At 67.0% G+C, this 21,390-nt stretch carries 20 protein-coding genes; 16 read left to right on the forward strand and 4 right to left on the reverse strand.

Annotated elements, in window-relative coordinates; translation table 11 throughout:
• Positions 1-270 precede the first annotated feature (270 nt).
• Together purL and cutA are read left to right on the forward strand one after the other, a co-directional pair.
• The gene (purL, locus tag ACNFCI_RS20285) at positions 271-4,170 is read left to right on the forward strand and encodes a phosphoribosylformylglycinamidine synthase (RefSeq protein WP_324813220.1); all 3,900 of its coding nucleotides are present in this window, start codon (positions 271-273) and stop codon (positions 4,168-4,170) included.
• A gap of 2 nt (positions 4,171-4,172) precedes the next feature.
• Positions 4,173-4,484 carry a YqfO family protein gene (gene cutA / locus ACNFCI_RS20290; protein ID WP_084856714.1) on the forward strand — a complete coding sequence of 104 codons (312 nt, stop codon included), beginning with the start codon at positions 4,173-4,175 and terminating at the stop codon, positions 4,482-4,484.
• Between the two features lie 72 nt (positions 4,485-4,556).
• Here cutA and tatC read toward each other — a convergent pair whose 3' ends face one another.
• The 3 genes from tatC to tatA are packed head-to-tail and all read right to left on the reverse strand — an operon-like array spanning position 4,557 to position 5,832.
• A complete protein-coding gene (gene tatC / locus ACNFCI_RS20295; protein WP_368829795.1) occupies positions 4,557-5,327 on the reverse strand; it encodes a twin-arginine translocase subunit TatC in 771 nt (256 codons plus the stop codon).
• On the reverse strand, positions 5,324-5,602 hold the full coding sequence (gene tatB, locus ACNFCI_RS20300; RefSeq protein ID WP_084856718.1) for a Sec-independent protein translocase protein TatB: 279 nt from the start codon (positions 5,600-5,602) through the stop codon (positions 5,324-5,326). The genes tatC and tatB overlap by 4 nt, the downstream gene beginning before the upstream one ends.
• A complete protein-coding gene (gene tatA, locus ACNFCI_RS20305; protein WP_084856720.1) occupies positions 5,602-5,832 on the reverse strand; it encodes a twin-arginine translocase TatA/TatE family subunit in 231 nt (76 codons plus the stop codon). The genes tatB and tatA overlap by 1 nt, the downstream gene beginning before the upstream one ends.
• Before the next feature lie 142 nt (positions 5,833-5,974).
• Between tatA and gspK the strand changes: the two genes are divergently transcribed.
• A complete protein-coding gene (gene gspK / locus ACNFCI_RS20310; RefSeq protein ID WP_416768155.1) occupies positions 5,975-6,940 on the forward strand; it encodes a type II secretion system minor pseudopilin GspK in 966 nt (321 codons plus the stop codon).
• Positions 6,941-7,154: 214 nt separating this feature from the next.
• Here the strand turns inward: gspK and ACNFCI_RS20315 are convergent, their stop codons facing one another.
• On the reverse strand, positions 7,155-9,203 hold the full coding sequence (locus tag ACNFCI_RS20315) for a PhoX family protein (protein WP_084856724.1): 2,049 nt from the start codon (positions 9,201-9,203) through the stop codon (positions 7,155-7,157).
• A 224-nt stretch (positions 9,204-9,427) separates the two neighbouring features.
• Here ACNFCI_RS20315 and ACNFCI_RS20320 point away from each other — a divergent pair, with 224 nt between their 5' ends.
• The 13 genes from ACNFCI_RS20320 to ACNFCI_RS20380 all read left to right on the forward strand — a co-directional run.
• Positions 9,428-11,068: a lipoprotein UxpA gene (locus ACNFCI_RS20320; RefSeq protein ID WP_416768156.1), complete on the forward strand. Its 1,641-nt coding sequence runs from the start codon at positions 9,428-9,430 to the stop codon at positions 11,066-11,068.
• Positions 11,065-11,490: a pilus assembly protein PilZ gene (locus ACNFCI_RS20325; protein WP_084856727.1), complete on the forward strand. Its 426-nt coding sequence runs from the start codon at positions 11,065-11,067 to the stop codon at positions 11,488-11,490. The genes ACNFCI_RS20320 and ACNFCI_RS20325 overlap by 4 nt, the downstream gene beginning before the upstream one ends.
• A 3-nt stretch (positions 11,491-11,493) precedes the next feature.
• The gene (gspD, locus tag ACNFCI_RS20330) at positions 11,494-13,446 is read left to right on the forward strand and encodes a type II secretion system secretin GspD (RefSeq protein ID WP_143515201.1); all 1,953 of its coding nucleotides are present in this window, start codon (positions 11,494-11,496) and stop codon (positions 13,444-13,446) included.
• Positions 13,446-14,894 (forward strand): GspE/PulE family protein, encoded by a 1,449-nt coding sequence (locus tag ACNFCI_RS20335; protein WP_416768164.1) that lies wholly within the window; start codon positions 13,446-13,448, stop codon positions 14,892-14,894. The genes gspD and ACNFCI_RS20335 overlap by 1 nt, the downstream gene beginning before the upstream one ends.
• A 2-nt stretch (positions 14,895-14,896) precedes the next feature.
• Entirely contained in the window at positions 14,897-16,099 is a 1,203-nt protein-coding gene (gene gspF, locus ACNFCI_RS20340) for a type II secretion system inner membrane protein GspF (RefSeq protein WP_416768157.1), read from the forward strand.
• A 30-nt stretch (positions 16,100-16,129) separates the two neighbouring features.
• Positions 16,130-16,564 (forward strand): type II secretion system major pseudopilin GspG, encoded by a 435-nt coding sequence (gspG, locus tag ACNFCI_RS20345; protein WP_084856732.1) that lies wholly within the window; start codon positions 16,130-16,132, stop codon positions 16,562-16,564.
• Positions 16,565-16,567: 3 nt separating this feature from the next.
• Positions 16,568-17,005, forward strand: a complete 438-nt coding sequence (gene gspH / locus ACNFCI_RS20350; protein WP_368829787.1) for a type II secretion system minor pseudopilin GspH — start codon at positions 16,568-16,570, stop codon at positions 17,003-17,005.
• Entirely contained in the window at positions 17,002-17,370 is a 369-nt protein-coding gene (locus ACNFCI_RS20355) for a type II secretion system protein GspI (protein ID WP_416768158.1), read from the forward strand. Before gspH ends, ACNFCI_RS20355 begins: the two co-directional genes overlap by 4 nt.
• On the forward strand, positions 17,367-17,957 hold the full coding sequence (locus ACNFCI_RS20360) for a PulJ/GspJ family protein (RefSeq protein WP_416768159.1): 591 nt from the start codon (positions 17,367-17,369) through the stop codon (positions 17,955-17,957). The genes ACNFCI_RS20355 and ACNFCI_RS20360 overlap by 4 nt, the downstream gene beginning before the upstream one ends.
• Positions 17,954-19,060, forward strand: a complete 1,107-nt coding sequence (gene gspL / locus ACNFCI_RS20365; protein ID WP_416768160.1) for a type II secretion system protein GspL — start codon at positions 17,954-17,956, stop codon at positions 19,058-19,060. Before ACNFCI_RS20360 ends, gspL begins: the two co-directional genes overlap by 4 nt.
• The gene (gene gspM, locus ACNFCI_RS20370; protein WP_416768161.1) at positions 19,057-19,443 is read left to right on the forward strand and encodes a type II secretion system protein GspM; all 387 of its coding nucleotides are present in this window, start codon (positions 19,057-19,059) and stop codon (positions 19,441-19,443) included. Before gspL ends, gspM begins: the two co-directional genes overlap by 4 nt.
• Complete coding sequence (locus tag ACNFCI_RS20375) at positions 19,440-20,099, forward strand: hypothetical protein (protein ID WP_416768162.1); 660 nt, start codon at positions 19,440-19,442, stop codon at positions 20,097-20,099. Before gspM ends, ACNFCI_RS20375 begins: the two co-directional genes overlap by 4 nt.
• A gap of 319 nt (positions 20,100-20,418) precedes the next feature.
• On the forward strand, positions 20,419-21,390 hold a 972-nt coding region (locus tag ACNFCI_RS20380; RefSeq protein ID WP_416768163.1), incomplete at its 3' end, for a DUF6531 domain-containing protein.

Consider the following 21,390-nt stretch of genomic DNA (forward strand, 5'->3'; position numbering starts at 1 on the left):
GACTGTCTGGTAGCGAGCCTTGTGGTGGGCCCCAGGTCCGCCCTGGCCCGATCGCCGGCAAGCCGGCCCCGCAAGGGGTGTGCCGTACCCTGTGCCGGCTTGCCGGCGAAAGGCCGGTAGCGGTTGCAAGGCATGGAAGCGATAATTTTTTGACCGCAAAGTCCGGTTCCGCCGCCCGGCAGCCGTGGCTTAGAGCGGGTGCCGAAACCGTACGAATTAGGCTAGAATGCACGGCCTCTAAGCACACCCCTTCCTGAGGCTGTCCCGACGATGTTGATCCTGCGCGGCGCTCCTGCCCTTTCTGCCTTCCGCCACGGTAAGTTACTCGAGCAACTGAGCCAGAAAGTACCCGCTGTTACTGGTTTGTATGCCGAATTCGCCCACTTCGCCGATGTCGATGGCGAGCTGACCGCCGACCAGCAGCAGGTGCTGGGCCGTCTGCTCAAGTACGGCCCGAGCGTCCCGGTCCAGGAGCCGAGCGGCCGCCTGTTCCTGGTCGTGCCGCGCCTGGGCACCATTTCGCCCTGGGCCAGCAAGGCCAGCGATATCGCCCATAACTGTGGCCTGCAGAGCATCCAGCGCCTGGAGCGCGGTATTGCCTACTACGTCGCCGGCGAGCTGTCCGATGCCGACGCGGCCGCCGTCGCCGCCGAGCTGCATGATCGCATGACCCAGCGCGTCCTGGGCCGCCTCGAAGATGCCGCCGACTTGTTCAGCCATGCCCAGCCCAAGCCGATGACCTCCGTGGACATCCTCGGCGGTGGTCGCGCCGCCCTGGCCCAGGCCAACATCGACCTGGGCCTGGCCCTGGCCGAAGACGAGATCGACTACCTGGTCAATGCCTTCCAGGGCCTCAAGCGCAACCCGAACGACATCGAGCTGATGATGTTCGCCCAGGCCAACTCCGAGCACTGCCGCCACAAGATCTTCAACGCCAGTTGGGACATCGACGGCCAGGCCCAGGAAAAAAGCCTGTTCGGGATGATCAAGAACACCTACCAGATGCACAGCGAAGGCGTGCTGTCGGCCTACAAGGACAACGCCTCGGTCATCGTCGGCAACGTCGCTGGTCGCTTCTTCCCGAACCCTGAAACCCGCCAGTACGGCGCGGTGCAGGAGCCGGTGCACATCCTGATGAAGGTCGAGACCCACAACCACCCGACCGCCATCGCCCCATTCTCCGGCGCCTCCACCGGCTCCGGCGGCGAAATCCGCGACGAAGGCGCCACCGGCCGTGGCGCCAAGCCCAAGGCCGGCCTCACCGGCTTCACCGTCTCCAACCTGCGCATCCCGGGCTTCGAGCAGCCCTGGGAGCAGGCCTACGGCAAGCCGGGCCGCATCGTCGACGCCCTCGACATCATGGTCGAAGGCCCTCTGGGCGGCGCTGCGTTCAACAACGAATTCGGCCGCCCGGCCCTGACCGGCTACTTCCGCACCTTCGAACAGGCGGTCAACACCCCGCGCGGCGAAGAAGTGCGTGGCTACCACAAGCCGATCATGCTCGCCGGCGGCATGGGCAACATCCGTGAAGACCATGTACAGAAGGGCGAGATCACCGTCGGCGCCAAGCTGATCGTGCTCGGCGGCCCGGCCATGCTGATCGGCCTGGGCGGCGGCGCCGCCTCGTCGGTGGCCACCGGCGCCAGCTCGGCCGACCTGGACTTCGCCTCGGTACAGCGCGAAAACCCGGAAATGGAGCGCCGTTGCCAGGAGGTCATCGACCGTTGCTGGCAGCTGGGCGACAAGAACCCGATCGCCTTCATCCATGACGTCGGTGCCGGCGGTATCTCCAACGCCTTCCCCGAGCTGGTCAACGACGGTGGCCGCGGCGGCCGCTTCGAGCTGCGCAACGTGCCCAACGACGAGCCGGGCATGGCCCCGCACGAAATCTGGAGCAACGAGTCGCAGGAGCGCTACGTGCTGGCGGTCAGCGCCGAGGACTTCGAGCGCTTCAAGGCCATCTGCGAGCGCGAGCGTTGCCCGTTCGCCGTGGTCGGCGAAGCCACCGAGGAAAAACACCTCACCGTCACCGACAGCCACTTCGACAACACCCCGGTCGACATGCCGCTGGACGTGCTGCTGGGCAAGCCGCCGCGCATGCACCGTTCGGTCACCCGCGAGGCCGAGCTGGGTGATGACTTCGACCCGAGCGAGCTGGACCTGGACCAGGCTGTCGAACGCGTTTTGCGTCACCCGGCCGTGGCCAGCAAGAGCTTCCTGATCACCATCGGCGACCGCACCATCACCGGCCTGGTCGCCCGTGACCAGATGGTCGGCCCGTGGCAGGTGCCAGTGGCCGACTGCGCGGTCACCGCCACCAGCTTCGACGTCTACACCGGCGAAGCCATGGCCATGGGCGAGCGCACCCCGCTGGCCCTGCTCGACGCTCCGGCCTCCGGCCGCATGGCCATCGGTGAGGTGCTCACCAACCTGGCTGGCGCCCGCATCGAGAAGCTTTCCGATATCAAGCTGTCGGCCAACTGGATGTCCGCTGCCGGGCATCCGGGTGAAGACGCTCGCCTGTACGACACCGTCAAGGCCGTCGGCATGGAGCTGTGCCCGGAACTGGGCCTGACCATTCCGGTGGGCAAGGACTCCATGTCGATGAAGACCCAGTGGAACGAGGATGGCGTGCAGAAGAGCGTCACCGCGCCGATGTCGCTGATCGTCAGCGGCTTCGCCCCGGTGGTTGACATTCGCGGCACCCTGACCCCGCAACTGCGCATGGACAAGGGCGAGACCGACTTGATCCTGGTCGACCTGGGCCGTGGCAAGAACCGCATGGGTGCCTCGATCCTGGCCCAGACCTACGGCAAGATCGGTGCCCAGGCGCCGGACGTCGACGACGCCGAGGATCTCAAGGCCTTCTTCGCCGTGATCCAAGGCCTGAACGCCGACGGCCACCTGCTGGCCTACCACGACCGGTCCGACGGCGGCCTGCTGACCACCGTGCTGGAAATGGCCTTCGCCGGCCACTGCGGTCTCGATCTGCAACTCGATCCGCTGACCGACAGCAAGCGCGACGTGGCGGCCATCCTCTTCAACGAAGAGCTGGGTGCGGTCATCCAGGTTCGCCAGGATGCCACCCCGGACGTGCTCGCGCAGTTCAGCGCTGCCGGCCTGGGCGAAGGGTGCGTCGCGGTGATCGGCAAGCCGGTCAACAATGGCGAAGTCTCCATCAGCCTGAACGGCGAAGTGCTGTTCGACGACGACCGTCGTCTGCTGCAGCGCCAGTGGGCCGAGACCAGCTACCAGATCCAGCGCCTGCGCGACAACGCCGACTGCGCCGACCAGGAATTCGACGTCCTGCTGGAAGAAGACAACCCTGGCCTGTCGGTCAAGCTGGGCTTCGACGTCAACGAGGACATCGCCGCGCCGTACATCAAGAAGGGCGTGCGTCCGCAAGTGGCGATCCTGCGCGAGCAGGGCGTCAACGGCCAGGTCGAGATGGCGGCAGCCTTCGACCGCGCCGGCTTCGCGGCCATCGACGTGCACATGAGCGATATCCTCGCTGGCCGTGTCGACCTCGAAGCCTTCAAGGGCTTGGTGGCCTGTGGCGGCTTCTCCTACGGTGACGTGCTGGGGGCCGGCGAGGGCTGGGCCAAGTCGGCGCTGTTCAACAGCCGTGCCCGTGACACCTTCCAGGCGTTCTTCGCGCGCAACGACAGCTTCGCCCTGGGCGTGTGCAACGGTTGCCAGATGATGTCCAACCTGCACGAGCTGATCCCGGGCACCGAATACTGGCCGCACTTCGTGCGCAACCGCTCGGAGCAGTTCGAGGCGCGCGTGGCCATGGTCGAGGTGCAGAAGTCCAACTCGATCTTCCTGCAGGGCATGGCCGGTTCGCACATGCCGATCGCCATCGCCCATGGTGAAGGCCATGCCGAGTTCGCCAGCGAAGAGGCCCTGCTGGAAGCCGACCTGTCCGGTTGCGTGGCCCTGCGTTTCGTCGACAACCATGGCAAGGTCACCGAGGCCTACCCGGCCAACCCGAACGGCTCGCCGCGTGGTATCACCGGCCTGACCAGCCGCGACGGCCGCGTGACCATCATGATGCCGCACCCCGAGCGTGTGTTCCGTGCCGTGCAGAACTCCTGGCGCCCGGATGAGTGGCAGGAAGATGGTGCCTGGATGCGTATGTTCCGCAATGCGCGTGTCTGGGTGAACTAAGGGTGTACAAGCTCGCCTTCTTCGTGCCGCCGAGCCACGTGGATGTGGTCAAGGCGGCCGTGTTCGCCGCTGGGGGCGGGCGCATCGGTGACTACGACCACTGCGCCTGGCAAACCCTCGGCCAGGGCCAGTTCCGCCCGTTGGACGGTAGCCAGCCGTTCCTCGGGCAGGCTGGCCAGGTCGAGCAGGTGCAGGAATGGAAGGTGGAGCTGGTGGTGGCCGACGACCTGGTCGCACAGGTCGTCGCCGCGCTCAAGGCGAGCCACCCGTACGAGACGCCGGCCTACGAGGTCTGGCGCCTCGCCGAGTTCTAGACCACACCGGACTCTGTGGGAGCGGGCTTGTCCCGCGATCGGCTGCGCAGCAGCCGCACACCGAGCCCGCCCCTACAGACGCAGGTCTTGCACTGCTGAATCGTGCCCACCCTCAGGCCGCCGCAACCCCGCACAGGCCAGCAACCCCACCTCGAACAGCAGCCACATCGGCACCGCCAGCAGGGTCTGCGAAAACACGTCCGGCGGCGTCAGGATCATCCCCACCACAAAACACCCGACGATCACGTAGGGCCGGCTGCGTCGTAGTGTGGCCACATCGGCAAGCCCTGCCCAGACCACGATGAAGGTCGCCACGGGGATCTCGAACGCCAGGCCGAACGCCAGGAACAGCGCCATGATGAAATCCAGGTACTGGCTGATGTCGGTCATCATCGCCACCCCTTCTGGGGTGACGCTGGCAAAGAACCCGAACATCATCGGAAACACCAGGAAGAACGCGAACGCCATGCCGGCATAGAACAGCAGGATGCTCGACACCAGCAAGGGCAGGGCAATGCGCCGCTCCCGGCGGTACAGGCCCGGCGCGATGAAGCCCCAGGCCTGGTGCAGCAGCATTGGCATGGCGACGAACAGTGCGCACATCGCCGCCAGCTTGAACGGTGTCAGGAAGGGCGAGGTGACGCTGGTGGCGATCATGCTGGCGCCTTGCGGCAGGAAGCGCCGCAAGGGTTCGGAGATCAAGGTGTAGAGCGTCTGGGCGAAGGGAAACAGCCCGGCGAACACCACAGCGACCACCAGCAGGCTGCGTACCAGGCGCTTGCGCATATCGCGCAGATGCTCGGTCAAGGGCATGCGCGCCTCGTGTTCCATGGCAGTGCTCATGCGCTGTGCTCCTTGGCCGGGGTGGTGGTCGCAGGCGGGGCCTCGAGGCTCACGCCCTGGCGGATCTGTTGTTCCAGGCGCTGCAAGGGCTGGCTGTCCAGTGGCGGCAGGTCGATTTCCCGTTCCACCTGCGCCCGTAGTGCCTGCATGGCCCGCCGTGCCTGGCCGAGCCCACGACCGACGGTACGCGCCGCCACGGGCAGACGCTCGGGGCCCAGTACCAGCAGAGCGACGATGCCCACCAGCAACAGTTCGGTGAAGCCTACCTCGAACATCAGGCCTGGCGGTCCGCTTGCGGCTGCTGGGCGGCCTGGCCGGTCAGCGGAGCCTGTTGCTGTACCTGGGCGTTGGTCGGCTCTGTTTCCGCGCCGCTGCCCATGGATTTGCGAAAGCCCTGGATCGCGTCGCCCACGTCGCTACCCAGGCCCTTCAGACGCTTGGTGCCGAACAGCAGGAAGACGATCAACAGCACGATCACCAATTGCCAGATTCCGATGCCACCCATTGCGACCACTCCTGTAAGGTCATGAAAAGGAACGACGATCCTGCCTGCCTTAGATGACGTGCACATGAACGCTGGCGTTGCCATCTGCCTGAAACACGCGCCGTGTTGACTGGCGCTTTTGGCAGGCGCAGGGATGGGCAGGATGGGCGGTAGGCGACAGCGTGGGGCAGCATTGCTGATGGTGTTGGTGGCGCTGGCGATGCTCGCCGGTGGCCTGGCCTGGCTGGTGGAGGATGGCCGCCATCAGGTGGACGACGTGCGGCTGTTGCAGCAACGGGTGCAGGTGCGGGCGATGGAGCAGGCCGGCCTGGCCTATGCCAGCCAGGCCCTGCGCGACCCGGCATGGCGGGCCAGCCCGTTGTTCTGGCAGGCCTTGCGCGGTCAACCGCTAGACTATGACTTTGGCGCCGGCACCGCCCGATTGCGGGTGCGCGACCAGCACACTTGCTTCAACGTCAACGCCTTGCTCGGCGAGGATGGCGAACGTGCCGAGCGCCAGCTGCGCTACCTGCTCGGCGACGACATGGCGGCCGAGCGGCTGGTGCAGGCCCTGGCCGACTGGCTCGATGCCGACAGCGATGCTCGCTTGCAAGGGGCCGAAAGCGCCCAGTACCTGCGTCAGCGGCCACCAAGGCTGGCGGCCAACCAGCCGATGCTGGACATGAGCGAGCTGAACCTGCTGCTCGAGCCTGACCCCGGCCGCCAGGCGCGCTACCCGATGCTCTGCGCCTTGCCCGAGACCCGTGGCTGGCGCTTGAATGCCAACGCCCTGGGGTTAGAGCACCTGCCATTGCTCGATGCCATCTATGAGGGCCGTTTTCCCCGTTCGCTGCTCAGCCGTATTGTCAGCGGCAGGCCGGCGTCTGGCTACGTGGATGCGGCGGCACTGCGCCAGGCCTTGGGGGCGGTGGACGACGAGACCTTCGAACGGCTGAGCGAGGGGTTGCTGCTCAACAGTGGGTACTTTCTGTTGCAGCTGTCATTCGAACAAGAAGGGCGCACTCTGCGCAGCGAGTTCCAGGTGCAGGCGCAGGGGGTGGTGCAATGGCATGCGAGGGTGCCGGCGCAGCAGGTGCGGGTCAGCAGTAGGTCGCCAGTTCTCTGGTGAAAGGCGAGAACCCATCGCCGGCAAGCCGGCTCCCACAGGTACGGCGGTGTCTCTGAAAACAGCGCAGGACAAGTGGGTGCAACTGTCTTGGTTGCTTGCCCTGGCCCTATCGCTGGTAAGCCAGCTTCCACCGGTATGGCGATGTCTTTGAAACAGCGCAGGGCAGGTGGGAGCCGGCTTGCCGGCGATTGGGCCGCAACGCGGCCCCGTTGGGTCAGACCGTCCCGATCTCCCCGCCATCGTTACGCTGGATCACCACCGTCGAAGCCCGTGGCCGCACCGTGGTGCCTGCCGGGGTCACGTCGGTCGCCTTGTCGGTCGACGGCCAGTTGTCCGGGTGCTGGATGTTGACGAACAACGTCTTGTTGTCCGGCGTGAAGGCGATACCGGTCACCTCGCACCCGTTCGGGCCGACGAAGAAGCGGCGCAGGTCCACCTGGTTCTTGGCATTGACCGGCACCTGCTTGCCGTTGGCGTCCACCAGGTCGGTCGGGATGACCGCCAGCAACTGGTCGTTGGTGTAGCTGGTCACGCTCTTCTCACCGTTGTCGGTCTCGAACCACAGCACGCCCCGGCTATCGAAGCTCATACCGTCGGGGCTGGCGAACTGGTTCAGTTCGGTAAGACCGGAGCGGTTGATGTCCGCGGTGCCATCGGCATTGGCGCCGAACACGAAGATGTCCCAGGTGAAGCTCAGGTGATCGTCGCTGTCGTGCCAACGGATGATGTGGCCGTGGCGGTTCGGCCCGCGAGGGTTGGCGGCATCCACCTTGTCCGGCGTGCGCGCACTGTTGTTGGTCAGGGTCAGGTAGACGTCGCCGTTGAGTGGGTTGACTGTGGTCCACTCCGGGCGGTCCATCGGCGTGGCGCCCACAGCGTCGCCGGCACCTCGGGTGTTGAGGATGATGCCGGGCAGGTCGCCGTACAGCGCGCCCAGGGTGCTGCCGCCGGTGGTCGGGGTGGCCACGTCGAGCAGCAGCCACTTGCCGGTGCCGTCGGCATTGAAGCGCGCTACGTAGAGCTTGCCTTTGTCCATGTACTTGGCGCCGGTCGCCAGGCGGTCGGACGGGTTGGCATCGGCCTCGCTCCATACGGCGTCGGAGACGAACTTATACAGGTACTCGTTGTTCGAGTCGTCGCCCATGTACCAGACCAGGGGCTTGCCGGCCACCGGCAGGCCCGGGCAGCAGCCTTCGTGACGGAAGCGCCCCAGGGCGGTGCGCTTGGTGGCGAGGGTCGCGCTGTTGTACGGGTCGATCTCGACGATGTAGCCGTAGGTGCTGGCTTCGTTGCGGTAGTCGTCGGTGGCGCTGGCGCCGCTCGGGGTGATGTCGAAGCGGGCGAATTCGTCATTCACCTCGGTGCTGTCACCGGCTGCGCTCTCCCACTTGTACTGGCCGTTGGCGGTGGCCACGCCGATACGCACCTGGTCCTCTGGCCGGGTGGCCTTGTTGACGAAGATGCCGGGCCAGTTCTCTTCGCAGGTCAGGTAGGTGCCCCACGGCGTGTAGCCGTTGCCGCAGTTGTTGTTGGTGCCGCGGCACTGGGTGCCGGTGGGCGAGAACTTGGTCTTGACGTGGTCGGTGCCGCGCAGCGGGCCGGCGATGTCCATCAGCGAGGCGGTGGTGAAGCGGCGGTTGAGCGGGTCGTTGTCCACCACCTGCCAGCGGCCGTTGACTTTGCTCAGGCGCACCACACCGGCACCGTGGGCATTGATCTCCTTGCGCACTTCCTCGACCGGGCGCTTGCCGTCCAGGTCGGTGGTCGGTCCGTTGGGGTGCAGGGCAGCGGCGTCGATGTACTCGAAGTTGATCGCCAGCAGGCCATCGTCGGAGCGGCCGTCGATGGGGAAGAAGTGCATGCCGTCATGGTGCATGCCCATGGCATTGGCCTGGTCGGTGGAGGTGTTGCTGCCGTCGGCCTTCCATGGGTTGGCGTTGCGGTTCAGCGGCGTGCCCCAGGGCGCCAGGACATAGGCGCTGTAGCCCGCGGCGACCACGCAGGCATCGGTGCGCGAGCCGGGGATGGATTGGAAGCCCAGTTTGAGTTTCGGCTTTTCCGGCTCGGGCGCGGGGGCATCGTCGTGGTCGGAGCCGCCGCCGTCGAAGCAGCCTGTCAGACCGGTACCGGCGATCATGGCGATCGCTGCGCCAAGGCTGCCGCGCATCACGCTGCGACGGCTCAGGTACGCGTCCATGACGCTGGCCATTGGCAGGTTGTCGCTTGGGTTGCGGTCCAGGTTGTCGCCGGTATCTCGACTCATCAGGGTGTCCTTAGGTTGGCTGAGTTGAAGAAAACCGCGACTGTAGAGCGCAAAGATGATGATTGGTTGGCAGAAATGTTAAGGGCTTTTTAAAACAGGCCGTTCTTAGCATCGCGTTACAAAGATTTTTTTGGAATCATTGTCGGATATCTGCCATCAAACTGTCATCCAGGCGCCGCAATATCCGGGACCCAACAAGGAGACGGGCGAGGATGGCGGGGGCGATGGCAAGCAGTGTAGGCAGGCGGGAAGTCATCAGCTGGATGGGTGTCGGAGCACTGGCACCCTTGCTTGGCGCCTGCTCCACATTCCCGGGGCGGGGCCGCGACAACGCCGCGGTGGACCTGCTCTACTTCGCCGACACCCTCGACACCCGTCAGCCCGGCCCACCCGTGGTGCCGGCGACCCGGCTGGGGCCGGTCAGCCACCTGGGGCGTGCACCCTGGATGACCGGCGCCAGTGCCCTGGCGTTCGACCCCGCGTTGGCCCCCTTGCTCGATGCCACCCAGGCCGGCAATGCCCGCCTGGGTGGCTATGCGGTGCTGGCGGCGTTGCTGGAGCAATTGCGTGGCGAGGCGGGGGCGAACAACAGCCTGACCCTGGAGAACGGCCAATGCTGGAACGGCAGCGGCCTGGCCTACCTGACCCAGGGCGACAGCGGTGTGCAGGGCAGCCAGCTGCTGGGCAGCGAGGTGCGGGTCAGCAGCGACGAACGCGTGCTCTGGCCGCAGCGTTGCGCCGGCCTGTATCGCCAGGCACCGGCCACCACTGTTGGTGCCGGCCTCGCAGTCAGCCAGGCCAAGGCACTGGCCATCGATGGCATGCGGGTGTTCGAGCGGGGCGGGGCGCGCATTGCCGTGGTCGGGGTGACCGACCCCTATGCCCAAGACCAGAAAGCCTCCCTTAAACAGTGGTACCAATCACTGTTGCCCACTTTTCAGCAGGCGCGCCGTGAAGCCGACCTGGTCGTGGCGCTGGCCGATGTCGGCACCGGCCCTGGCCTGTGGCTGGCCGAGCGGGTGCCTGAGCTCGACGTGCTGCTTTGCGCCCGCGGCCAGGACTTCTGGCCCGCACCGGTAGAGGTCACCCAGGCCAGCGGGCGGCGCGTGCCGGTGCTGTTCGCCGGTTGCCGCGCCAGTGGCGCATTCCGCCTGCGTTGCCAGCAGGTGGCCGGGCAGTGGCGGTTCACGGCGCAATTCTTCCCCGCCTTCGAGCACCAGCTCGGCCCGGTTGCCCAGGGCCGCGCCAGCCAGTTGCGTACGCAGCTGTACCTGCAACGCGCCGGGCATGCCGCCTGGCTTGACCAGCCCCTGGCCAGGGCGCCGGAAGCTCTTTGGCGTCGCGACACCCTCGGCGGCAGCTGGGACCGCTTGCTGCACCAGGCACTGGCCGACGGCAGCAGCGTCCCGGTGTTGCTGCCAGGGCTGCGCTACGACGCACCGCTGGCCAGCGGTGAATTCATCACCCGCGAACACCTGATCGCGTTGTCTGGCGGCTACCCGGCACCGGTGGTCGAGGCGCCGGCGCGGCAGGTCGAGCAGGTGCTGGAGAACGCCGCCGAGCAATTGTTCGGCGACCCGCTGCTGCTGGACAACAGCCAGGACCTGCCCCGCTGGCAAGGCCAGGCCTGGCGCCTGAGCTACAGCCCCCAGGGCAAGCGGGTCGCGGGCCTCGAGCCGGTCGAAGGGCTGTGCCGCACCTTTGGCCTGCAGTTCGATGCCAAGGCCGGCGAGCCGTTGTGGCAGAAGGTCGAGGCCTGGCTGCTGCGCCAGCGCCCCGACTGGCAGCTGGACACGCTGCAACGGCCGGATGTGCGCTATGTACAGGGCCACCCCGGCTGGCACCCTCGGCAGGTGGCGTCGTGACCTGGCGCGGCCGCCTGTTCGGCGCATCGCTGCTGACCCTGGCCGGCTGGCTCGCCGCCCAATGCGTGCTGCAGCTCAGCCAACCCTTGCAGCCCGCCCGTGCTCCCGACAGCCGCGATACGGGCCTGCCCGGTCTGATGGCCGGCCACTGGCAGCCCGCGCTCGACGATGGCGTCATTCCCTTGACCCGCTTGCCGCTGCGCTACCTGGGAGGCCTCAAGGCGCAGCCGCTGTCCGCCACGGTGGTGGTGCTGCGTTTCGGCGAACAGGTACGCACCCTCGGCCTTGGCCAGCGGCTGGCGCCGGGCATCGTGCTGCAGGCCATCGACGCCGATGGCCTGATTTTCGACAACCAGGGGCGGCGCGAACGCCTGCCCTGGCCGCCACGGCCCGCCGTGACCGGCTTCAAGCGGCAAGGATGAGCGATGTTTGCAAGATACTGTGTGGCCGCAATGTTGAGCCTGGGCCTTGCACTGGCCTGGGCCGAGGAGCCCGAGGAGATCGACGAGAACGGCACGCCGTTGTACGAGGTGAACTTCGTCGACACCGACCTTGGCGAGTTCATCGACAGCGTGTCGCGCATCACCGGCACCAGCTTCATCGTCGACCCACGGGTCAAGGGCAAGGTCACCGTGCGTACCGTCGATCGCCATGACGCCGAGGCCATCTACGACATCTTCCTGGCCCAGTTGCGTGCGCAGGGCTTTGCCGCCGTCGACCTGCCCAACGGCAGCGTGAAGATCGTCCCCGACCAGGCCGCGCGCCTGGAGCCGGTGCCTGTGGAGGCCGCCGGCAGGCAGAGCGAGGGCAGCGATGGCGTGGCCACCCGGGTGTTCAACGTGCGCAACGCTGCCAGCGAACAGATGCTTGGCATCCTCAAGCCGCTCATCGACCCCCGGGTCGGTGTCATCACCCCGTATCCTGCGGCCAACCTGCTGGTGGTGACCGACTGGCGCAGCAACCTCGAGCGTATCGACAGCCTGCTGCGCCAGCTCGACCAGGTCAGCGACGAGCCCCTGCAGATGATGCCGCTGCGCCATGCCAGTGCCGCCGACACCGCCCAGCTGGTAACCCGCTTGCTGGCCCGCGAGCAGGGCGCCGACAGCGCCCAGGTGGTGGCCGACCCGCGCAGCAACGCCTTGCTGGTACGCGGCAGCGCCGATAGCCGCGAGCGCGTGCGCGCCCTGCTGGCCCAGCTCGACCGGCCCAGCGACAGCCTGCACAGCAGCAACACCCAGGTGATCTACCTGCGTCACGCCAACGCCAGTGAGGTGGTCAAGGTATTGCGCGGCCTCAGCCAGAGCGGCGCGGTGCCGACCGAAGGCGAAGGGCAGGGCAAGGAGGCGCCGGTGGCGATGGCCAGCGACTCGGGTATTCGCCTGGAGTACGAAGAAGGCACCAATGCCGTGGTGATGGTCGGCCCGGACAGCGAGCTGGCCGCCTACCGCAACATCGTCGAGCAGTTGGACATCCGCCGTGCCCAGGTGGTGGTCGAGGCGATCATCGCCGAGGTCAGCGACAGCCAGGCCCAGGAGCTGGGCGTGCAATGGCTGTTCGCCGACGAGAAGTTCGGCGCCGGTATCGTCAACTTCGGCAGCAACGGCGTGAACATCGCCAACGTCGCCGGGGCGGCCGCCAGCGGCGACAACGAAAAGCTCGGCAAGCTGCTTTCGGCCACCACCGGTGCCACCGTCGGCATCGGCCATATCGGCGGCGGCTTCAACTTCGCCATGCTGATCAACGCGCTCAAGGGCAAGAGCGGCTTCAACCTGCTGTCGACGCCGACCCTGCTGACCCTGGACAACGCCGAGGCGTCGATCCTGGTCGGCCAGGAGGTGCCCTTCGTCACCGGCTCCGTGACCCAGAACAACGCCAACCCCTACCAGACCATCGAGCGCAAGGAAGTGGGGGTCAAGCTACGTATCAAGCCGCAGGTGAACATCGACAACAGCGTGCGCCTGGACATCGTCCAGGAGGTCTCGTCGATCGCTGATTCCAGCGCGGCCAGCGACGTCATCACCAACAAGCGCGAAATCAAGACCAAGGTGATGGTCGAGGACAATGGCCTGGTGATCCTCGGTGGCCTGATCAGCGACGAGCTGAGCACCAGCGACCAGCGCGTCCCGTTGCTGGGCGACATCCCGGGGCTGGGCCGGCTGTTCCGCTCCGACGCCAGCAAGAACACCAAGCAGAACCTGATGGTGTTCATCCGCCCGCGCATCCTGCGCGACGGCCAGAGCCTGGCGGGCCTGAGCCAGGAGAAATACCGCAGCCTGCAGCAGGGCACGCCGCTGCACCTGCCGGAGCTGGCCGAGGGCTCGCAATTGCTGAAGGTGTTCCCCTCCAGCCGTGCGCGCCTGGAAGGCGGGGACTGGTGATGCTCCCATATCGCCTGGCACGCCAGGCCGGCCTGGCCATGGCCCCGAGTGCCGAAGGTTGGCAGCTGTGGCTGCGCGACGATGCCGACAGCGACCAGCTTCACGAGCTGCTGCGCGTGCATGGCCAGCCGCTCGCCTGCCAATACCTGGACCGTGCTGCCTTCGACGAGCGTCTTGGCCTGTTGTACCAAGCGGGGGAGTCGGCCACCGAGGCCTTGATCGAAGGCATCGGCGACCAGGTCGACCTGGCCGGGCTGATGAGCGAGATGCCGCGCATCGAGGACTTGCTCGAAAGCGATGACGAAGCGCCGGTGATTCGCCTGATCAACGGCCTGTTCGCCCAGGCCTTGCGCCAGCGCGCTTCGGATATCCATATCGAGACCTTCGAGCAGAGCCTGGTGGTGCGCCTGCGCATCGACGGTCACCTGCGCGAGGTGCTGCGCCCGCCGCGGGCGCTGTCGGCCATGCTGGTGTCGCGGATCAAGGTCATGGCACGCCTGGACATCGCCGAGAAGCGCCAGCCCCAGGACGGGCGCATCACCCTGCGCGCTGCCGGGCGCGAAGTGGACGTACGGGTCTCGACCTTGCCGGGCATCCACGGCGAGCGGGTGGTGATGCGCGTGCTGGACAAACAGGCCAGCCTGCTGGCATTGGACAACCTGGGCATGACCGAAGCGGTGCTGCACGGCTTGCGTGGCTGCCTGGCCCGCCCCAATGGCATCGTGCTTTCCACTGGCCCCACCGGTTCTGGCAAGACCACCACGCTCTATGCCTGCCTCAACAGCCTCAACGACGGCAGCCGCAACATTCTCACGGTCGAAGACCCGGTGGAATACGCCATCGCCGGCATCGGCCAGACCGCCATCAACCCACGCGCGGGGCTGACCTTCGCCAGTGGCCTGCGTGCCATCCTGCGCCAGGACCCGGACGTGATCATGCTCGGCGAGATCCGTGACCGGGAAACCGCGCAGATCGCGGTGCAGGCCAGCCTCACTGGGCACCTGGTGCTTTCGACCCTGCACACCAACAGTGCCGTGGGCGCGGTGACGCGTCTGCGCGACATGGGTGTCGAGCCGTTCCTCATCGCCTCCAGCCTGCGTGGCGTGTTGGCCCAACGCCTGGTCAGGCGGTTGTGCCCATGTGCCGTGCCACACCCACTGCAGGCGGCCGAGCGGCGTCTGTGGCCTGAGCTTGCGAACCTGGACGAGACCTACCACCCGGTCGGTTGCGAGCAGTGCCAGGGCACTGGCTATGTGGGGCGCCTGGGCCTCTACGAATTCATCGAACTGGATGCCGGCCTGGTGGCGCTGCTGTATGACGGCGCCAGCGAGGTGGCCATGCAAGGCTACCTCGCCGACCGGCGCCAGAGCCTGGTGGGCATGGCCAGCGACTGCCTGGCCCGCGGCCGGACCAGCCTGGCCGAAGTGTTGCGCGTGGTGCAGGGCTGAGCATGCCGACCTACCGATACCAGGCGGTCGACATGGCCGGGCGAATCCACAAGGCCAGCGTGCAGGCCGACACCGAGCGCCATGCCCGGCAACTGTTGCGCGAGCAGGGCCTGTTCGCCCGTCAGTTGCAGCGTCAGGACCCGGGCGAAAGCAAGCCGCACCGCCAACGCCTGAGCCGGCCGCAACTGTGCGAGCTCACCCGGCAGTTGGCGACCTTGACCGGTGCCGGCATTCCCCTGGTCGATGCCCTGGCGACCCTGGAGCGGCAACTGCGTCAGCCAGCGTTGCACACGGTACTGGTCGCCGTGCGCGGCTCGCTGGCTGAAGGCCTGGGGCTGGCGCGCAGCCTGGCCCGCCAGGGCGCCCCCTTCACCGGCCTGTACTGTGCCCTGGTCGAAGCCGGCGAGCGCTCCGGGCGCCTGGCCCAGGTGCTGGCGCGCCTGGCCGATCATCTGGAGCAGGTGCAGCGCCAGCAGCACAAGGCCCGCACGGCACTGATCTACCCCAGCGTGTTGATGGGGGTGTCGCTGGCGGTGGTGATCGGCCTGATGACCTTCGTGGTTCCCAAGCTCACCGAGCAGTTCGCCCATTCCGGGCAGAGCCTGCCCCTGGTCACCTCGCTGTTGATCGGGCTCAGCCAGGGCCTGGTCACGGCAGGCCCCTGGTTGCTGGGCCTGGCGTTCCTGTCGACGTTGCTGTGCGCCTGGCTGCTGCGCAAGCCCCACTGGCGCTTGCGCCGCGACGACCTGTTGCTGCGCCTGCCGCGTGTCGGCGCGCTGCTGCAGGTACTGGAAAGCGCGCGGCTCGCGCGCAGCCTGGCGATCCTCTGCGGCAGCGGCGTGGCCCTGCTCGAAGCCTTGCAGGTGGCCACCGAGACGGTCGGCAACCGGCGCATCCGCCAGGCCATGGAACAGGTGCGTACTCAGGTCGAAGGCGGTACCAGCCTGCACCGGGCCCTGGATGCCAGCGGCCAGTTCCCGCCGCTGCTGGTGAACATGGTCGGCAGCGGCGAGGCCAGCGGCACCTTGGCCGACATGCTCGAGCGCGTGGCCGATGACCAGGAGCGCGGCTTCGCCCGCCAGGTGGACACAGCCATGGCGCTCTTCGAACCTCTGATGATCCTGGTGATGGGCGGCGTGGTGCTGTTCATCGTGCTGGCGGTGCTGTTGCCGATCATGCAGCTCAACCAGGGCCTGCAACTGTGAAAACCCCGCAATGTGAAAAGGAGCACCGACATGCAGCACCGACGCCCCCGCCAGCGTGGCTTCACCCTCATGGAAATCATGGTGGTCATCTTCATCATCGGCCTGCTCATCGCCGTGGTCGCCCCCAGCGTGCTGGGCAACCAGGACAAGGCCATGCGCCAGAAGGTCATGGCCGACCTGGCGACCCTGGAACAGGCGCTGGACATGTACCGCCTGGACAACCTGCGCTTTCCCAGCAGCGAACAGGGCCTGGCGGCCCTGGTGAAGAAGCCGACCCAGGAGCCGCTGCCACGGGCCTGGCGCAGCGACGGCTATATCCGTCGCTTGCCGGAAGACCCTTGGGGTACGCCCTATCAATATCGCTTGCCTGGTGAGCATGGCCGGGTCGATGTCTATTCCCTGGGGGCCGATGGCGTGCCGGGCGGCGAGGGCCTGGATGCCGACCTGGGCAACTGGGCGCTCTGACCTGTGACCGGCCAACGCGGCTTCAGCCTGCTCGAGCTGCTGGTGGTGCTGGCTATCGCCGGGCTGATGACCGGGCTCGGCGTGGCCTGGCTCGACGGCGGCAAGGCTGGCGCCGATCAAGCCTTGGCGCGCCTGGCCGCCGAGATCCGCAGCCAGTCTGCCCTGGCCCGGCACGCGGGCCAGTTGCGTGGCCTGCGCTGGAACGGCCAGCGCCCGGAGTTCGTTCGGCGTGAGCCGGCAGGTTGGGTAGCCGAGCCGACCCGCCTGGGCGACTGGCCCACGGCGCTGCGCCCGGACTGGCCCGCGAGCCAGGCACCGCAACTGGTGTTCACCCCGCAGGGCTGGGCCCAGCCGGGCAGCCTGACCTGGCGCTGGGCCGAAGGCAGCGAGCGTTGGGCGTGGGGGCGTGATGGCCAGCTGCGCAGGATCCAGGGCTCATGAAGGCGCGCCAGCGAGGGTTCACCTTGCTCGAAGTGAGCGTCGCCCTGGCGATCGCCGCAGTGCTGGCGGTGATCACCAGCCAGGTGCTGCGCCAGCGCCTGGCCGTGCAGGAAAGCGTGCAACAGCATCGCCTGGGCCTGCTCTGCGCGCGCGAACTGCAGGCGCGTTTTACCGTGGAGCGCTACTGGCCACCGTCCAACCAGAACAGCGGCGTACTGCACCAGGGCGGGCAGGCCTGCCACTGGCAGTTGCAACTGCGTGGCACAGGTGTGCGCGACTTGCGCCGGGGCGAGTTGCGGCTGTTCGCCGACGCCGACCAACGTCTGCCGCTGGGGCAGTACAGCCTTTTCCTGGAGCGCCCATGAACGCGCGCCAGGGAGGCATGACCCTGATCGAACTGATGGTGGCGCTGGCCTTGACCGCCGTGCTCGGCGTCATGCTTGCGGCGCTGGTGAACGGCTGGCTCAAGGTGCGCGAACGCCTCGGCACGTCTGCCGACGCAGACAGCGTCCTGGAGTTCTGCCTGGCCCTGGAGCGTCGTTTCGACAGCCCGGTGCTGCGCCGGGTGTATGAACAACGCCTGCCCCTGGCGGTGCGCTGGCTCGACTGGCAGCCGCAGCGCAACACCTTGTTCTGGGTGGCTGCAACTGGCTGGCCGCAGGCCGAGGGCGGGTCGCGCCTGCAGCGCCAGCGCCTGCGCTTCGATGCCCAGGGCCAGCGGCTGCTGCTGGAAAGCTCGGCAGACCTGTACGCCGTGGCTGAGCCGCACTGGGTGTTGCGTGACCAACTGCAGCGGGTGGACGCCATGCACATTCTCTATTTCCAGGAGGGCCGTTGGCTGGCCTGGCCTTCCGACCAACCGGTGCACCCTGGTCGTGGCGTGCGCCTGCATCTGCAGCGTGATGGAGCACCGTATGCCTGCACCTTCGTATTGCCCTGGGGGCGCTCATGAAACGTGAGTGGCGCCGACCCGCGCCGGCCCGGCCCTGGCTCCTGCTGCGCCCCGGCCAGGCCGACGCCCCCTGGGACTGGTTGCTGGTGGACGGCGACACACCGCTGCGCCAGGGCCAGGGCGAGCCGCCAGCCGAGCCGCACGCCCGTGTAGCCTTGGTGGTGCCGGGGGAGGCGTGCAGCCATTTCCAGGTGCCTGCACCTGCTGGGCTCAGGCGCGAGGAGTGGCCATTGCTGCTGGAGGACCAGTTGTTGCAGGACCCCCAGACCCTGGCCTGCGCCAACCTTGCCCGGCTGGCGGGCCAGGTACGTCTGGTAATCGTGGCCCGCCAGCAGCTCGAAGCCTGGCAAGCCCAGTGTGCAACCTGGGGATTGCCGCTCGAGCGCTGCTGGGCGGAGTTCCAGCTGCTGCCGGCACCGACGACGGGCACGGCATGGCAATGGCGCAAGCCGACGGACATGAGGCTGTTCAGAGGCGTGGTCGAGGATGGCCGCGAGCATTGGCTGGCCTGGCCGCAGGCCCTGGGCGAGGCCCCGCGTTCGCCTTGGGCGGGCCTGCCGATGGAGGTCATGGAGGGCGCCTGGCCGACGCACCTGGCCAACCTCGACGCGCTGCCCGGGCTGTTCGCCCAGCAGCGTACGCAAACTTGGCGCAGGCCCCAACTGCCGCGCGTGCATCTGCGCCTGATGCTGGCTTGCCTGCTGTTGTGCACGCTATGGGCCGGGTTGTGGACGCACCAGCAATGGCGCCAGGCGCAACTATGGCGAGCCCAGGTACACGCGGTGGTAGGCCAACAGGCGTCGTCACGCCAGGCCGCACAGGCCCTCAAGCGCCTGCAGGGGGCCGAGACGGAACGGCAACTGCGCCTGCGCCAGCTCGAGGACCTGCAAACCCGTTTGCAGGCCTGGCTGCGTGAGCAACCCCGTTGGCGCCTGCAGGCCGTGCGCTTCGATGGCCGGCGCTGGCACCTTCGCATGGAGGGTGATGGCGCCGCGCCGCCTTGGGACGCGATGGCCTCGGGCGCGGGCGTACGCGTCGAGGTGCAGGGCGATGGGCAAGCAGGGCAATGGCACGTGGTGTTTGACCTGGGGGACGCAACATGAACTTGGAGGGCGTGCGCCGCTACCGCATGGTCCTGGCCTGGAGCCTGATTGCGTCGCTGCTGGCGTTGCTGGCCGGGCGTGAAGGCTTGGCCCTGTGGCGCGAGACGAACCAGTGGGAAGCCTTGGCCGCCACGGCTGCAGGGCTGCGCAATGGGCCGACGCTGAGCCTGGAGCGCCTGCGTCAGTCGGCCCAGGCACGGGGGATCGAGCTGCAGGATGTGCAAGCCGACGACCAAACTTGGCAACTGCAGGGCCTGGTCGCCGACGAGCAGGTGCTGCAAGGGTGGCTGCAGGCCGTGCAGATCGATGGCGCCCGGCCCTTGCAATGGGGCCTGGAGCGGGACGCCAAGGGTCTGCGCTTCGCGCTGTGGTTGCGGCCATGACACGGCGTGGCTGGGTATGGCTGATGGTGGTGTTCTGCCTGACTCTGCTGGCGGAGCTGCCTGCCGGCTGGGTGCTGCGTGGCCAGGCCCTGCCGGTGGCCGGCGTGTCTGGCAGCCTATGGCAGGGTGAAGCCCGGCAGGTAGGCGAAGCCGGTCCGGTGCGCTGGCAGTGGCGCCCCTGGCATCGCGAGCTCGAGGCAGACCTGGCGTACCAAGGGCAAGGCTGGCGCGCCCGCCTGAGCGGTTGGCCGTGGCAGTGGCAGGCTGAGCTCGAGGCGCTGGGACCGCGCGCCAGCGTTGCGTCGGTCTATCGGTTGGCGGGGCAATGGCAAGGCGTGGTTCGTCTGCAGGGCAAGGGGTCGCGATGCCTGCAAGCCCAAGGCCGGCTTGCGGTGGAGGACTTGGCCCTGGCTGCGCCCTGGTCGCTGGGGTTGGGGCAGGGCTGGGTTGAGATGGACTGTCATGCAGGCTGGCGTTTGCGCGGGCAACTGACGCAGATGGGGCAACATGAATTGAAGCTGGATGCCGACCTGCTGGCGCACCGGGCAACGGTCGCGCTCGATTTGCAGCCAGATGCCGGGCTGATTGCGGTGTTGCGGGGCATGCAATGGCTGGGGCCGCAAGTGCTGTCTGGTCGAAAAGAGCTCCAGTGGTAGCGATTTTTCCTACAGACGCTTCTGAAATTACAAAAAGGCCCATTGAACTGAACCGCCAACCTTCGGCTCAGAGGCAACGATTTCTCTGGTGTGTGGCTTTTTGATGTCATTTTTGTCCACCTGTAACCCGCGCCACACAAGGTCCTCACTCGGTTGACAGTGCAACGCCCCAGCCTATTAACTCAGCGCCTTTCACGGATGATTACACGGCAATCGGATTGAGGACCTTCACCGTGCATTTCATGGAGATGCTGATGTTTATGGATCGACGCGACCCGGTCGCAGGCGATCCCGTTCCTGGCGAACAGGAGTAACCCTCATGTTCGAAGCGGCCAGGTTCGGCGACGAGATTTCACACACCAGCGCGCTGGGGGGCTTCCTGATCGGAGCGGCCCTGGGGATCGCGCTGGTGGCTACGGTGGCCATCGCCACATTCACATGCGGGTTCGGCGTGGCCTTGCTGGCCGGTCTCGCGGCAGGTGTAGGGGGCAGCTTGCTGGTTGCCGCAGGGGAGGCGATAGGCAAAATGTTCTCATCCCCCTCAGGGACGATAACCACTGCCTCCCCCAACGTCTTCATCAACAGCCGCAAGGCCGCCCGCGTCGAAAAAAGCATCGGAGCCTGCGACAAGCACCCAGGGCCGGTGCAGATTGCCGAAGGCTCGACCAACGTCTTCATCAACAGCGTGGCCGCCGCACGCAATGGCGACAAGCTGACTTGCGGCGCGACCATTACCAGCGGTTCGGGCAACGTCATCATCGGCGGCGGCACTTACCGTTACTTGCCGGTCGACGATGAGATTCCAGAATGGCTGCGCACTACTGTGGATGTGCTGATGGCGGTTGCTGGCGCTGCTGGAGGCATTGCGCAGCTGCTCAAGACCACCTCGCAAGCCTGCATGAAAGCATTCATGCCCTGCGCCCTGAAGTTCACCGCAGGCTTCATCGCCGGTGAAGTCGCTAGCCGTTACGTGATTGAGCCCGTGGTACGCAGAGCCATCGGCGGCCTGGTGGGCAACCCGGTCGACCTCACGACTGGGCGCAAGGTCATTCACGACGAAGTCGATTTCAACCTCCCGGGCCTCATGCCGATCGAATGGTCGCGCTTCTACGCCAGCGACCTGACCGTCGACAGCGTACTCGGCCGTGGTTGGGTGCTGCCTTGGGAGCAGAGCCTGCGCCGCAGCGGTAGCTTCATCTACCTGACCGACAACCAGGGCCGCGAAGTCCCCTTCGTCACCCTGCAACCAGGCGAGCGCATCTACAACCCCCACGAGCAGGTGTACCTGGTG

This window comes from Pseudomonas sp. NY15356 (genome assembly GCF_048068175.1).
GTDB lineage: Bacteria > Pseudomonadota > Gammaproteobacteria > Pseudomonadales > Pseudomonadaceae > Aquipseudomonas > Aquipseudomonas putida_K.